General features: G+C 34.5%; 16 protein-coding genes and 1 pseudogene. 7 read left to right on the forward strand and 10 right to left on the reverse strand.

Annotation, left to right across the window (positions count from 1 at the left end):
* Position 1: 1 nt before the first annotated feature.
* The 4 genes from DS830_RS04550 to DS830_RS04565 are packed head-to-tail and all read left to right on the forward strand — an operon-like array spanning position 2 to position 3441.
* A complete protein-coding gene (locus tag DS830_RS04550; protein ID WP_118908411.1) occupies positions 2-529 on the forward strand; it encodes an amino acid biosynthesis protein in 528 nt (175 codons plus the stop codon).
* A gap of 8 nt (positions 530-537) precedes the next feature.
* Positions 538-1845: a 3-phosphoshikimate 1-carboxyvinyltransferase gene (gene aroA, locus DS830_RS04555; protein ID WP_118908412.1), complete on the forward strand. Its 1308-nt coding sequence runs from the start codon at positions 538-540 to the stop codon at positions 1843-1845.
* Complete coding sequence (locus DS830_RS04560; protein ID WP_118908413.1) at positions 1842-2939, forward strand: prephenate dehydrogenase; 1098 nt, start codon at positions 1842-1844, stop codon at positions 2937-2939. Before aroA ends, DS830_RS04560 begins: the two co-directional genes overlap by 4 nt.
* A 1-nt stretch (position 2940) precedes the next feature.
* A complete protein-coding gene (locus tag DS830_RS04565; RefSeq protein WP_118908414.1) occupies positions 2941-3441 on the forward strand; it encodes a shikimate kinase in 501 nt (166 codons plus the stop codon).
* A gap of 12 nt (positions 3442-3453) precedes the next feature.
* Here the strand turns inward: DS830_RS04565 and DS830_RS04570 are convergent, their stop codons facing one another.
* From DS830_RS04570 to DS830_RS04595, 6 genes and pseudogenes are all read right to left on the reverse strand, one after another.
* A complete protein-coding gene (locus DS830_RS04570) occupies positions 3454-4059 on the reverse strand; it encodes a response regulator transcription factor (protein WP_118908415.1) in 606 nt (201 codons plus the stop codon).
* Entirely contained in the window at positions 4052-5182 is a 1131-nt protein-coding gene (locus DS830_RS04575; protein ID WP_118902504.1) for a sensor histidine kinase, read from the reverse strand. The genes DS830_RS04570 and DS830_RS04575 overlap by 8 nt, the downstream gene beginning before the upstream one ends.
* Before the next feature lie 33 nt (positions 5183-5215).
* Positions 5216-5950, reverse strand: coding sequence for an ABC transporter permease (locus DS830_RS04580; RefSeq protein ID WP_118908416.1), 735 nt, complete (start codon positions 5948-5950; stop codon positions 5216-5218).
* A gap of 2 nt (positions 5951-5952) precedes the next feature.
* A complete protein-coding gene (locus DS830_RS04585) occupies positions 5953-6831 on the reverse strand; it encodes an ABC transporter ATP-binding protein (RefSeq protein ID WP_118908417.1) in 879 nt (292 codons plus the stop codon).
* Between the two features lie 145 nt (positions 6832-6976).
* The gene (locus DS830_RS04590) at positions 6977-7726 is read right to left on the reverse strand and encodes a tyrosine-protein phosphatase (RefSeq protein ID WP_118908418.1); all 750 of its coding nucleotides are present in this window, start codon (positions 7724-7726) and stop codon (positions 6977-6979) included.
* Between the two features lie 89 nt (positions 7727-7815).
* Positions 7816-7971 (reverse strand): annotated as a pseudogene (locus DS830_RS04595) (amino acid permease); the annotation flags it as partial.
* 248 nt (positions 7972-8219) lie between these two features.
* On the opposite strand from DS830_RS04595, the gene DS830_RS09050 reads away from it, so the two are divergent.
* The 3 genes from DS830_RS09050 (at position 8220) to DS830_RS04610 (ending at position 10374) form a co-directional block, all read left to right on the forward strand.
* On the forward strand, positions 8220-8468 hold the full coding sequence (locus DS830_RS09050) for a matrixin family metalloprotease (protein ID WP_162887522.1): 249 nt from the start codon (positions 8220-8222) through the stop codon (positions 8466-8468).
* A gap of 23 nt (positions 8469-8491) precedes the next feature.
* Positions 8492-9250 (forward strand): hypothetical protein, encoded by a 759-nt coding sequence (locus DS830_RS04605; protein WP_118908420.1) that lies wholly within the window; start codon positions 8492-8494, stop codon positions 9248-9250.
* 242 nt (positions 9251-9492) lie between these two features.
* The gene (locus DS830_RS04610; protein WP_118908421.1) at positions 9493-10374 is read left to right on the forward strand and encodes a hypothetical protein; all 882 of its coding nucleotides are present in this window, start codon (positions 9493-9495) and stop codon (positions 10372-10374) included.
* A gap of 423 nt (positions 10375-10797) precedes the next feature.
* On the opposite strand, the gene DS830_RS04615 is transcribed toward DS830_RS04610, so the two are convergent.
* The 4 genes from DS830_RS04615 to rapZ are packed head-to-tail and all read right to left on the reverse strand — an operon-like array spanning position 10798 to position 14377.
* Positions 10798-11481 (reverse strand): SDR family oxidoreductase, encoded by a 684-nt coding sequence (locus DS830_RS04615; protein WP_118908422.1) that lies wholly within the window; start codon positions 11479-11481, stop codon positions 10798-10800.
* Between the two features lie 3 nt (positions 11482-11484).
* Complete coding sequence (gene whiA / locus DS830_RS04620; RefSeq protein WP_118902528.1) at positions 11485-12438, reverse strand: DNA-binding protein WhiA; 954 nt, start codon at positions 12436-12438, stop codon at positions 11485-11487.
* Between the two features lie 2 nt (positions 12439-12440).
* Positions 12441-13481, reverse strand: a complete 1041-nt coding sequence (locus DS830_RS04625) for a gluconeogenesis factor YvcK family protein (protein ID WP_118902531.1) — start codon at positions 13479-13481, stop codon at positions 12441-12443.
* Positions 13478-14377: an RNase adapter RapZ gene (rapZ, locus tag DS830_RS04630; protein WP_118908423.1), complete on the reverse strand. Its 900-nt coding sequence runs from the start codon at positions 14375-14377 to the stop codon at positions 13478-13480. Before rapZ ends, DS830_RS04625 begins: the two co-directional genes overlap by 4 nt.
* Positions 14378-14445: the final 68 nt, after the last annotated feature.

Genomic DNA, 14445 nt, shown 5'->3' on the forward strand with positions numbered 1-14445 from the left:
AATGATTATTCATACTTTAGGACCTGAGGCTACTGATAGTTATGCGGCAGCACAAATTTATAACCATCAACATTATGCTGATCAAGCCCAAATTGTTGGACATCCCAGTTTTGAATCTTTATTAAGTAATTTAACAGCTTATTCGCAAGATTATTTATTAATACCTGCAGCTTTTAAATCAACAATTTTCAAAGCTAGTTGGGGAGATATTCACTACGCCTTATTAGAAAAAATAGATTTAATGGACTGCTTTATAACTAAGTTAGATCCGCTAGTCGTTATTAAAAGACTTAACGCGGATAATCGCATCGGCTATACTCATGCGGCAACTGCACAATTGCTCACCCGTATTGTCAAAAACGTGGAAGTACAAACTGTTGCGAGTAAATATTTAGCCTATCAAGCTTATCAGCTTAACCAAGCAGGCTATGTCTTAACCAACATTAAAAATGTCCAAATAACCCAGCATGAACAAATTATTAAACGTTTGACACCATCAATGGTATGGTGCGTCTATCAAATTAGTTAGGTGATTATATGATAAATTTACAGAGTCAACCACGTTATGGATTACACGGAGCCCTCAATATTCCAGGTGATAAAAGTATTTCTCATCGCGCCTTAATTATTGGGGCTTTGAGCCATGGTACCACTCATTTAGAACATTTCTTACAAGCAGAAGACTGTTTATCAACACTATCTGCTCTCCAAGCTTTAGGAGTACCTATTACTCATGAGAAAGAGACTGTAACTATTCACGGTCAAGGCTTAGCTGGTTTAACAGCACCCAAACATGCTCTAAATATGGGAAATTCAGGTACGACTACTCGTTTGCTTACCGGTGTCTTAGCAGGGCAAGCATTTACTACTACTTTAATAGGAGATTCCTCTTTAAGTCAACGCCCTATGGAACGGGTTCGTCATCCCCTCAACCAAATGGGAGCCCATATAAACCTCACAGCGGGTCATTTACCTATGACAATTAGCGGCCAAAACTTGCATGCGATTACTTACCAAATGCCAGTCGCAAGTGCGCAAGTCAAAAGTGCAATAATTTTGGGTGCATTACAAGCTCAAGGTCCTAGTACAATTGTTGAATTACTACCGACTCGTGATCATACTGAAAGACTTCTCCAAATTTTTGGTGCTGACATTCAGACAGCTCAAGATAAACGAACAATTACCATTCAACCTCAACCACAGTTAGCTGCTCAAGACTTAATTATTCCCGGTGATATGTCTTCGGCTGCTTTCTTTATTACTGCAGCTAGCATTGTGCCCAATTCTCATATTAAATTAACTAAAATAAATTTGAATCCAACACGTACTGGTCTCTTGTCTGTTTTAAAACGCATGGGAGGAAATATTCATCTTACAGCACTGGGGCAAATTGCCGGCGAACCGGTTGGTGATATTGACGTTGAAGCTGCAACTTTAAAACCAATTCAACTAACAGCCACAGATATTCCCGCCATCATTGATGAGTTGCCCTTAGTCGCTCTATTAGCCGCTAGTGCTAATGGCATCAGCAAAATCAGCGGAGCCAGTGAACTGCGAGTTAAGGAAACTGATCGAATTGCTTGCATTACTAGCGAATTACAAAAGCTAGGCATCAATATTAAAGAATTGCCCGATGGTTTTCTCATTGATGGTCGTACTGCTTGGTCTGTCCGTAATCAACAATTAGACAGCCACAAAGATCATCGTATCGGGATGATGCTAGCCATCGCAGCTTTAAAAATAACAACTCCATTAAAATTAAACCATGCCAGTGCCATCAATATTTCTTATCCCACATTTTTCCAAGATTTACAGGAATTACTGACGAAGGAGACATCATCATGACAAAAGTTTTAATTAAAGGATTAGGTTTAATTGGTAGTTCTTTAGCTTTAGCTATTAAACAAGCACATCCAACTATAACTTTAATTGGTTGTGACATCGATGCTGCTAGTCTGAGTTATGCCCAACAGCAAAACATCATTGATATATCTACGACTGATTTCAGCACTGCCGCTCCGCAAGCCGATGTGATTATCTTAGCTAGTCCAGTCAATATAATTATCAAAGACTTGCAGCTATTAGCAACCCTGACCTTAAAACCACATGTCCTCATCACTGATGTAGGCAGTACCAAACAAACAATTGTAAAAGCTGCAAAACCCTTGCAGCAACAAGGGATTGCCTTTATTGGTGGTCACCCAATGGCAGGTTCACATAAATCAGGAGTTACTGCTGGTCGAATTGATTTATTTGAAAACGCGTTTTATTTTTTAGTACCTCAATTAACCTCTCCGCAGATTATTGCTCAACTTCAAGACTTACTAAGTGCTACTCATGTGAAATGGTTAACCGTAACGCCACAGCAACATGATCGAATTGTAGGTCAACTAAGTCATCTACCCCATATTGTTGCTGCGGGTTTAGTTAATGAAACTCAAACTACCCTTCAAAATTCTCCCCTAGGTTTACGCTTAGCGGCTGGCGGATTTAAAACTCTTACTCGCATTGCTAGTTCTGATCCTACTATGTGGACAACAATCTTACTAGAAAATGCGCCTTTGATTAGCGCCCAACTCCAAGATTATATTGCTGCATTATCCCAAATTCAAACTGACTTAAAAAACCTAAATAAACCAGCCATTGAGCAATTCTTTACCAATGCTAAGATTACTCGTGATCACTTAGGTCCACAACAATTAGGTAGTCTCCCTAATTTTTTTGATTTATTTCTTAATATTCCAGATCAAGTAGGAGCAATTGCTGATGTTACGCAACTGCTAGCAAAAGGTCACATTAATTTAGTCAATATTCATATTTTAGAAGTTCGTGAAGATATTGATGGTGTTTTACAATTAACATTTGACAACGCCAAAAATCAACAACAAGCAGCTAATTTATTACGTGCTGCCAATTATCAAATTATCAGGAGGAATTAAGATGCAAGCAATTCTAGTCGGATTTATGGGCAGTGGTAAAACTACCATCGGCAGTTTATTAGCGCAACAATTAAAGACTCAACATTACGATTTAGATGACTTAATCGTCCAACAAGCAGGCCGCAGTATTACGGAGATTTTCGCCCAAAGTGGCGAAGAATATTTTCGTCATTTAGAGCAACAAACACTCAGTCAAGCTTTAACTAATAAGGGTATTTTATCTACTGGTGGCGGTACACCAACTATTGCCCCAAATGCTGCAGTACTCAAAGCTAGCTCAACACCTGTTATCTGGCTCACTGCAAAAGATCAAACGATTTTAGAACGTGTCACGCAAGATCAAAGCCGCCCGTTAGTTAATGATTTAGATCAAAACTCTTTATTACAGTTAAAACAAAAGCGGGAAACATTATATGCTGCAGTCGCTGATTTAACAATCAACACTGATTATCTAACACCTTTACAAATTGTTCAAAAAATCCAAGAATGGTTAACCAATTAAAAACGCTCAAAGCTATAACCAGCCTTGAGTTTGCGCCACATGAACTGCTTCAATACGATTTTTAGCTGCTAATTTACTCAAAATAGCTGAAATATAATTACGAACTGTACCATTAGATAAAAATAGTTTCTGACTAATTTCAGCTGTAGTCAAACCAGTAGCAATACCAGCGAGCACATTTTGTTCCTGTACAGTAAGCGGATTAGCTATACCGCTTAACACAGATTGCACAAGTTCAGGTGCATAAAGCACTTTACCAGCCATGATTTGATGAATAGCAGATATCAAATCATCACTGGAACTATCTTTAAGTAAGTAACCAGCTACTTCAGCAGCAACTGCTTGTTCAAAATAACTTTTATTAGCAAAAGTTGTTAAAATAATAGACTTAGTGCTTAGATGTTCGTCATTAATTTTTTGAGCAATTTGTAAACCAGTCATTTGGGGCATTTCTATATCTAATAATGCAATGTCAGGTACTTGTTTTTGAATTTGTTCCCAAGCAACTATTCCAGATTCATAACTTCCAACAACTTCTAAATCATCTTCTAAATTTAAAATAGCCGTTAAAGCTGAGTTTAACATTGCTTGATCTTCAGCTAAAATCATTTTAATCATTTATCGACTCCTTTAAAGGCAAATTTAATTTAATTGTGGTGCCATGATTAGTACTATTAATAGCAAAATTTCCTTGCAATTGGCTAATACGTTCTCTCATCCCTAAAATACCATGAGCCCCTGGTCGTATTTGTCCAAAACCAATTCCATCATCATTAATCACAACTAAAGCTTGTTGTTGAGTTTGCTTAAAGCTAACATGAACCTCACTTGCTTGACTATATTGCATCACATTAGTGAGGGCTTCTTGTAAAATGGCTGCAATAGTTTCTTGAACAACTAAAGGCCACTTTTGCACTAATTCTTCTTGTTCTGTAATTAAATTAATTTTTAATCCTCTTAATTTATCAGTTAAATTGACTAAAACCTCAGTCAAAGTTAATTTTCGTAAATTAGTAACAATTTCGCGAACTAAAGTCAAATTTGATCTTGAAGCTGTTTGAATTTCAATTAGTTGCTGGTTCACTTTATCCGGATTACGTTGTAATAATTTTTGCGCTAATTCTGCTTTTAAAGTTATAGTCGCAAAGGATTGTCCTAAAGTATCATGTAAATCTCGCGCAATACGGTCTCTTTCACCGCGTCTAATTAACATTTCATAACGTTTATTTTGTTGTTTTAAAATGCCAGAACGAACATAATTATTACGAATAGAACGACCACCTAATGGTGAAAATATAATAAATAATAAAAAGACAGACGTTGAAGTAATATCTCCCCAACTATAAATTTCCATTAAAAATGGATGAATAAACATTATCAATAGCCCACACGCCAGAGCGATATAATATTTTAATAAATAGCTGCGGAATTTTTGTTTTGCAATTGGTAAAGATCCTATTACCCAAGCAGTAAATAAAAACAAAAACAACATTCCTTGATAATAAATTAAAATTAAAGTTATTAAATATTGTCCTAATATCCATAATGGCAATTTAGCTGTAATAATATAACTATTACGATAAAACCAAACAAAAATAGCTAATAAGACCAATGCTATCCAATCTTTATAGTGGCGGTAAGGAAACATTTGCACTAGTGGTATCACTAACCATAATAACCATAAATAAGGAGCAAATCCAAAACGTTTGGGAAATAAAATATATTTGTGGATAAATTCCATAAATCTATCTATCCTTTCACTTACTAAAGAAATTTAGACTTTTGAACGTTTTCTTTGAACAATAAACATTAACATTATACCAAGTGCTAACCAAATTAGTTCCCCCAATAATGAAGGTAGTGACCATTTTTGTCGATTAATTAATTGGTTAATAATATCCATAGTTTGATAAGTAGGCAATGTTTTTCCAATTTGTTGTAACCAATCCGGAAACATTGTTAAAGGAAACCATAATCCACTAATCAGTGCTAAAGGAAAAACTAACATTGAAGAAAAAAGATTAACCATACCAGCATCACCCATAAAGGTAATGACTGAACCAAATATCATCAATATGATGCTTCCAAAAGTAACACAAAGAGTAATAATAGACCAATTAATTAAAGATAACTGCACTCCTACAATTACATAGGCAATTATTTCAATTGCAATTACTTCAACTACCGTCAAAAATAAGATTGTAAGAAAAAAAGAACCATAATAAGTACTAGGATTAAGAGAAGTTACATCCATTAGCCTAATAAAATGCTGTTCTTGATCATCTAAAATATTATTTACAACTGTGATTATTGAACTTAATAAAGTGGCAAAAATTAACATACTGACTAAATAAGTTACTTTAAATTCTTTCGGCACACTTTGATTCACAATTTTAGTAAAAATTAAATAAAAAAGTGCTGGCATTAAGATATCAAAACTAAAAAAACGTAAATTACGAAAAATTAAACGTTTAAAATTCATCTGTGTTAAAACTAGAAACTTTTTCATAATTATTTCTCCTCATTGATTTGACGAAAGATATCGTCTAACGACTTTTGTTGAATCTGCAAATCACGAATATATAACATTTGTGGAGCTAAGTCTTGCAAAAATTGGTCAACATTATCAACTCTAAAACAATAATAATTTTGTTGGTGACTTTCTAAAATTCCATTCTTGATTTGTAATTGCTCTTCTGTTAAGTCACTAATGAATTTGATTGTGTTTTGATTAAATTTTTGCCGTAGACTTTGTAAACTACCATCATGAATTAAATGTTGATCTTTTAAAAATAAAATTCTTGTTGCCACATCTTCAATTTCAGATAAATAATGGCTAGTAACAATAATAGTTTTACCTTGAGCAGTTAATTGCCGAATATTATTCCAAAAGTGATGTCGACTAGTTGTGTCCATCCCTGCAGTAGGTTCATCCAAAAATAACAATTGAGGATCTCCGGCTAAAGCCAAAGCAAAGTTCAATTTACGTTGTTGACCTCCAGACAATTTATTTACATAGTTATTGATATCTTCACCTAAATCAGCAATTGTTTGTAAACTTTTTGTAGTCATTGGTTGAGTATATAAAGAACGTAGTATCTCAATTAATTCAGAACCTCGCACTCGTTTCATAACTAAATCATCTTGAAACATTACTCCAATATGATTTTTAACTAAGTTGGACTGTGGATTATTTTGTAAAATGGTAACTCTTCCGGTAGTACTGGTTTGTAATCCCAGTAGAATTTTAATCAAAGTGGTTTTACCAGCACCATTAGCTCCTATTAATCCAATCACCTCACCAGATTTAATCGAAAAATTAACATCTTCAAATACTATTTTCGTATCATAACGTTTGCTTAAGTGTTGTACTTCAACGATTTTGTCCATAATTACACTCCTTTAAACTGATGAATATAGTTTAGCAAGTGTACAATTATTCCAAAAGTCATAATCGTCATCGTTTAAGATGACAAATGTCATAACAAAAAACCTGCGGACAATTGACACATGTCCGCAGGTTTTTGAAATATTATTATTCTAATAATTTTGCTTGCAACTGTTGTACTTCTTTTGCACTAAAATTCAAAGCTTGTTGAGCATAGGTATAAATATCACCATAATTATCGTTAATTAATTGTAGAGCTTTTTGTAAATACTCTGGTTTAACATATAAAGCAATTGCCATAGCATCTAAAGCCGCTTGCTTAGCTCCTTGTTGACGATAATAATCAATGATGACATCATTAGCAGCCTTACGATCTTGATTTGTCTGTAAATAATCTTGTAATATTTGATCTTCATCGACATTTAATAGAGCTAGAACTAACGCTGCTCCAAAACCAGTCCGATCCTTACCAGCAAAACAGTGAAATAAAGTTGAACCAGTGTTATTTTGTAATATCAATTGCAAGAATTGCGTATAGCCTGCTTGAGCATTTTTATCTAAAACCAAATCATGATAGATACTCATCATATGCTCATCAACTTTATCAGTGGCGCCAATAGCAATAAAGTCATCTAAACTAGCATTATTATTGGCTGATTTTAAAATATCAATGTTAATAATTTTCACACCAGGTAATTGATCATCCGGTCGCTCTTGAATTTCAAAATCACGGCGAAAATCAATTGCCTGGGTCAAGTGATAATTATTAATTAATTCTTGTTGAGTTGCTGTATCTAAATTTACTAGTTCCCCTGAACGTAATAATGCCTTAGCTTTAATTGTCTTACCATCTTTAGTCGTCATACCACCTAAATCACGAAAGTTAGTTAATTCCATTTACTCTACCCCACAACTTTAATTTATTTTTATAGTGTACTACACTTTGAACTTTAGTTATAAGAAAATACTTAAAAAATTACGCTTAATTAACGATGGGACGTAATATAAAAGAACAAATAACATAAAGCTACAAATGGTATTGTACAATATAAGGCAATTCGCTGTTGCGGATCAAACCAAATCAGAAGACAAGATAATCCACTAGCGATTAAAGCAAAATATGGAATCCAAGGATAACAAGGAGCATTGATTCCAGGCAAACAATATAGTCCAATACTTTTTGGAATCATATTCTTTACTTTTTTATTTAAATAATTATTTGGTAATGAACGTAATTTTACAGATAAAATATGAGTATTGGAACAGGAATATATACTCCTATAAATATTACAATAGGTCAAAATCAGGCACAATCAATAATGGATTTTTACTATTATAATAATGGTTGGGTGTAGCTGGAAATACAGATTATGTATTAGGTAATAGCCCCGTGAGCTTTGTATATTCAAATTTTAGTTGTGCAACTATCAATGCTTGGGGAAATATATATAACAGCCTATCAAATAGTAAAAAAATCCAGGTTTGGTCACATGAAACAGGTCATGCAATGGGATTAGCACACAATGACGACCTAAGTTACATAAGTGTAATGAGATCTTCTTTATATAGTAATGATTATAGAAATTATGACGGTCCAACAGCTAATGATCTTGCAGGAATCAATCATTTGTACAGATAAAATAATCTAAGAAGGAATGTATTATGAAAAATTTTAAAATATTAATAGTAGGGCTTATTTCTTGTATAGCTCTTATAGGTGGCATTAGCTTATATACTTCACATCATGCGTCACTTAAAATAAGTGAGGTTAAAACCATAAATACAAAATCAAGTAAGCGTAAAAAGATTACAAACAAAAAATTTTATAAAGGAAATATACGAGAAATACCAGGAGATACACTATTTGTAGATTATCCAAAAAGTTTTAATGGATTAATAAGTAAAGGTAAAGCAACAATTTTAGGCACAGTTACAAACTTACAAGATGCTTCTAATGATTCTTTACCTAACAGACCGATGACAATGGCTACTATCGCAATTGATCAAATTCTAGCTGGGAAATTAGATAAACAAGAAACAAAAGTGAAAGTTCTATTCATGGGTGGAAATATAGCAAATAATAAACTTTTAAGAGATGTTTCTAACAAAGATTATTTAACGCCCCAACAAAGAGAAGCAGCTCAATCTAACAAAATTATTACTGTTAAATATTCATATATGCCATTACCACAAATAGGAAAAAAGTACGCATTGATCATCTCGCCAGAAAAAAAGGGAGTTAATGGTATTCCAGAAGTGTTTTATATGCCAATATATTCAGGAAAAGGCGTATTCATTAGAAACTCTAAGGGACAATACTTAAGAGAAGCAGAACCGCAACCAGTGGGTGGTGGAGATGGTACAAAGAGTAGTAACACCAGCGAAAATGACGATTTAATAATGAATCGGGGGAATGAATAATTTGATTAAAAAGAGCAACACAGCAGATTAACCCAAACAAGCAATTACAGGTTTATTCTAAAACCCGCTCTAAAATCCCCTCAACATCATAAAATAGTTAATCCAATAATATTTTTAGAAAAAACAGATTGTCCACTTTCAAAAATTGAAACTACAGTAACTTTTAATCTCAACAAAGTATAGTCTAATAATATAGGGACAAAATAATAAATTAGATGCTTAAATCTAGATTGGAGCTTTAATTGGTAAATTTAAAATATAGACCAAAAAGATTATTTTATCTTGGATTATTAGCTATAACCTGCTTTTTAATAGTTGGCTGTACTAAAACTAATAAATCAATTAATAATACTTCCCATCCTCAAAAAGACAAGTATGCCTTAATTTTAGAAAAATCTAAAAATATTGGTAAAAAACAAAAAACTACTATCAAAAATTTAAAGGCTGTTACTTATGATCCAGGTCCAGCTATCAATGAATATATCAATAGAAAAGATTATAATGACATGTTAAGGATGTCATCTGGATTAGTCCAAGGTGTCGTTACGCAATGGATTACCTTGCCTAATAAAACTGGAACTATGGTAAATACAGCCGAATATCCACCGTTCACCGTGTTAAAAGTATATGTCCATCATTCCTTAGCAAATAAAAGTAAGCCCTTAGAAAACAAATATATTTACGTGTATTTCACAGGTGGCATAAAGGGCGACCAGAAATTAGCGCAGCAATTGGAAAAATCTAAGTGGAATGATTACAATGCAGATTTAAATCAGATTTCATTTATGACCAAAGAAGAATTGCCTATACCATATGTTGGCACTGAAGTGGTGATTAATCCAGCTAGAAGCCCCATTTCAGATGTTCCGGAAGCTCAAAAGTTAGTTCCATCTAAATATATTTATATGTTAACTTGGGCGGAACGCAGCCTCTGGCTCAAAGACAAAAACGGACAATATCAAATGTCTAATAGTAATTTTATCCACAAACTAAACAATTCACCCCAGTATAAAGAAGAATATGAAACCAGGCACGAACAGTATCTGCCTGGTGAGGATCCTCTCTTAAGTAAAGATCAAAAGATTACGAAAAAGATTAATCAGCTAACTAATGATGTCAAATAAGTCAGTTGAATAAATTATTGTTATTAAGTATTGCACTGAAGTCAAAGAGTTCTTTGCGTGCTGGTGTTTTTGATTGTGGCACCATCGCCTGTTTAATAAACCAGACCCCGCTCTAATTAAAAGAAGTATAGCCAATTCAAAGGATTTAAAATTTCTAAAAATAAGTCGAAGAAATATTGGCTAAAAGTCTGCTTAAAGTTCCTTCTTTGACGCCAATATTTCCAAGTTGCACCAAACAAGGCAAGCACAGCACATATAATTGGATAGATAGTTAATACTAACAATAAATTGAGAATTATTTTCATTAGATTATACCATCTTGATTTCTTAAATAATAAAATTAGTTATTATCAACAACAGATTGATTAAATTAAAAAAGGCTGAGAACTATTCTCAGTCTTTTTTATATAGAACAATATCTATTTAAGAAGATAAATTTGCTAAAGCTTGCGCAATTAAAATATCACCATTACTAATATCAAAAGCTTGATTAATAGTTCGTGGCTGATTTAAGCATTCCACAACTGTCTGCGCTACATCTGAGCGTGTTATTGTTCGTACTTTGTTATCAACAGTTAAATCTAATTGCGGCCCCAGCACTACTTCCCCTGTTGGAGTTGCATTAGTTAGAGCTGCTGGACGAATAATTGTATACGCTAAGCCACTATGCAACAACCATTCATCTGCATAATATTTAGCCGCATAATAATAATTGCCGGTACTTAGTTCACGTTGTTGATAAGACCAAAGTGACCGATTTTGAGCTCCAATAGCGCTTATAATAATAAAACGTTCTATATCTGCTTTTTTGGCAGCTTCCATAGCCTTCACGGCGCCATCTAAATCGACCATCATTGTTTTATCAGCACCAGTTTTGCCACCTGAACCAACCGCAAAAACCACTGCTTGTTGATCTTTCATTGCTGCTTGTAAATGGGTGATATCTTTTTCCACATCAACTAAAGCAGTTTGATAACCTTGTTCTTGATAATCTTCAATTTGCGAAGTTGAACGCAAACCAGCAGTAACTTCATGCTGACTAACTTGTAATTTTGCTACTAGAAGACGACCAATTTGTCCATGTGCACCAATCACTAAAACTTTCATTAATTAATTTTCCTCCGTAGCTACTTGATATTGGGTTTTAATTAGATCATCTAATTTACGCAAACGATGATTAATTCCTGATTTTGAAATTGGACCACTGGGAACCAGTTTACCTAGTTCATTTAAGGACATCTCAGGATGTGCCAGGCGCAATTCAGCAATCTCTTTTAATTTGGGTGGCAGCTGATCTAAGCCATAATTGTCCCGCAAAAATTCAATATTAGCAATTTGACGACTAGCAGCTTTAATGGTCTTATTGATATTAGCATTTTCACAATTTACCAACCGATTAACTGAATTACGCATGTCTCGGACGATACGAATATCTTCAAATTTCAACATTGAACTGGTAGCACCAATGATTTGCAGAAAATCAGAAATTTTTTCAGCACCTTTTAAATAAGTAATATACCCATTTCGGCGCTGAGTAGCTCGCGCATTGAGATTAAATTGGTTCATTAACTGCATTATTCCTTGGTTTTGATTTTCATAAAGAGAGTAAATTTCCAAATGATAACGGGATGTCTCCGGACTATTGACACTGCCACCAGCCAAAAATGCTCCTCGCAAATAAGAACGTGCTCGCTGTTGAGAAGTTAAAACTTCTTCGGGGATATCTGTTCGAATTTGAAAACTATTATTTTCAATAATTCGTAAATCAGCTAATATTTCTTGCACATGTTGGCGTAAACGCACAATATATTGATTATTCTTCTTTAATTTCATTTTTCGGCGTACAACCAGGTCCGATTCTACCGTATATAACTGATGCAACAATGAATAAATCCGCCGTGCAATTGCTGGATTTTCTGTAGGCACATTCAAAATAAAACGATGATCGACTAATGATAAACTACCACTCATTCGAATAATGGCTGATAGTTCTGCACGTGCATGTTCTGGATGCACTTCCAAACTAGTTAATTCTTTTTTAACCTCACTGGCATATGACGCCAAGACTATCGCTCCTCATTTTTACGATTACCGGCTTGAAAGGCCAAGTTTACAATTTCTCGAGCCACTTTGTTGCCATCATGAAAAGCTCCGCCATCATGTAATGACAAAAAATCATCCGTGATAACCCGGCAACCCATTTTTCTCAGTTCTGTAAAATCGCTACCAACTTGTTTTAAATATTCGTTATAGCGCACATAATCCATATAATTAGGCGGCACAGGCGTACTATTCACCAATACTGTATCAATAAAGTGACCTCCAAGGTGCTGATTTAATACTTTAACATGATCAGCATCCGTAAAGTTGACGGTTTCTCCTTTTTGAGTCATGATATTGCAGATATAAACTACCTCCGCTTGCGTCTGCTTTACAGCTTCGCCTAAATTACTAATCATAAGATTCGGCAAAATACTGGTAAACAAACTACCAGGACCCAAAACAATTACATCGGCCTGCATAATTGCAGCCAAAACAGGTAATACTGCTTCTGGTTGTTCTTCAGGATTATTAGTATCAGTTACCCAGACTCGTTGAATCGTTTTGCCAGCATACGTGATTTCATGTTCTCCAGCTAAAGTAGTGCCATCTGTAAATTCAGCATTTAAGGTTAAGGGTTCATTGGAAGCAGGAAAAACATGACCTTCCACTTCCATCATGCGTGACAATTCCTGTACAGCATCAAAAATATTATTACCATACATTTCTGATAAAGCGGCAATCACTAAATTGCCAATGGCATGTCCTGCTAAGAAGGAATCATCACTCGCAAAGCGATATTGAAAAACATCCAATGATAACTTATCCAAATTAGATAAAGAAACTAGCACATTACGAATATCCCCGGGGGGAACAACATTGATATAATTACGAATTGCTCCCGACGAACCACCATCATCGGCTACTGTTACTACGGCCGTGATATCAGCATTTAAATCACGTAAACTATTCAAAACTACCGGCAATCCTGTACCACCGCCGATTACGGTTATTTTAGGGCGACGGCCTTTAATAACCTTAATTGTTTTTGCCATATTTATACTCATGAACGATTCACCGTTTCCTTATATCGATTTATATCTCGGTGTACGATATTCACAGGATATCCTGCCTGCCGCAAGTCATTACCTAAACGTTGAGCAATTGCAACCGAGCGATGTTGCCCACCCGTACAACCAATTGCAATTGTTAGACTAGTTTTACCTTCTTGCTGATAGCCAGGAATAATATTTTTTAATAAGTTAATATATTGCTGATAAAATTTTTTCGTAACATCTTTATCAAACACATAATCTGCTACTGGAGCCTGCAAACCTGTTTGAGTTCGTAATTTTGGCAAATAATATGGATTAGGCAAAAAACGTACATCCATCACATCATCAGCGTCAATGGGCAAACCATACTTAAAACCAAAAGACATCATCACAATATGAAAAACATCTTCATCTTTTTCTTCAAACTCTTTAAAAATTTTTTCGCGCAACTGTCGTGGAGATAAGTCAGTAGTATCAATTACTAACTCAGCTCGTTCACGAATTGGCAGCAACAGTTCACGTTCGTGATTGATACCATCAATTAAACGCCCATCCATAGCCAAGGGATGTGAACGTCGAGTTTCCTTATAGCGAGCCACCAACTCAGAGTCAGTCGCATCTAAAAACAAAACTCGCGTCCGCATAGATTCAATATCCTCAAAATCTGCAAAAATACTTAGAGCCTTATCATAAAATTCGCGAGAACGAATATCAATGACCAGTGCTACTTTATCTATTTTATCTGATTGTCTTAGTAACTCACTAAATTTTTCTAATAAAGATGGTGGCATATTATCAATGCAAAAATAACCCATATCCTCAAATGACTGTACTGCAACAGTTTTACCTGCCCCACTCATACCCGAAATAATAACTAAATCTTTAATATTAGTTACTTCTGTTGTCATGTTCACACCCACTCTCCAAATATATAATAACCTTTCTGTTATCTTACTGCCAAATAAATAGACGAGCA

It is taken from the genome of Bombilactobacillus bombi, assembly GCF_003522965.1.
Classification (GTDB): domain Bacteria; phylum Bacillota; class Bacilli; order Lactobacillales; family Lactobacillaceae; genus Bombilactobacillus; species Bombilactobacillus bombi.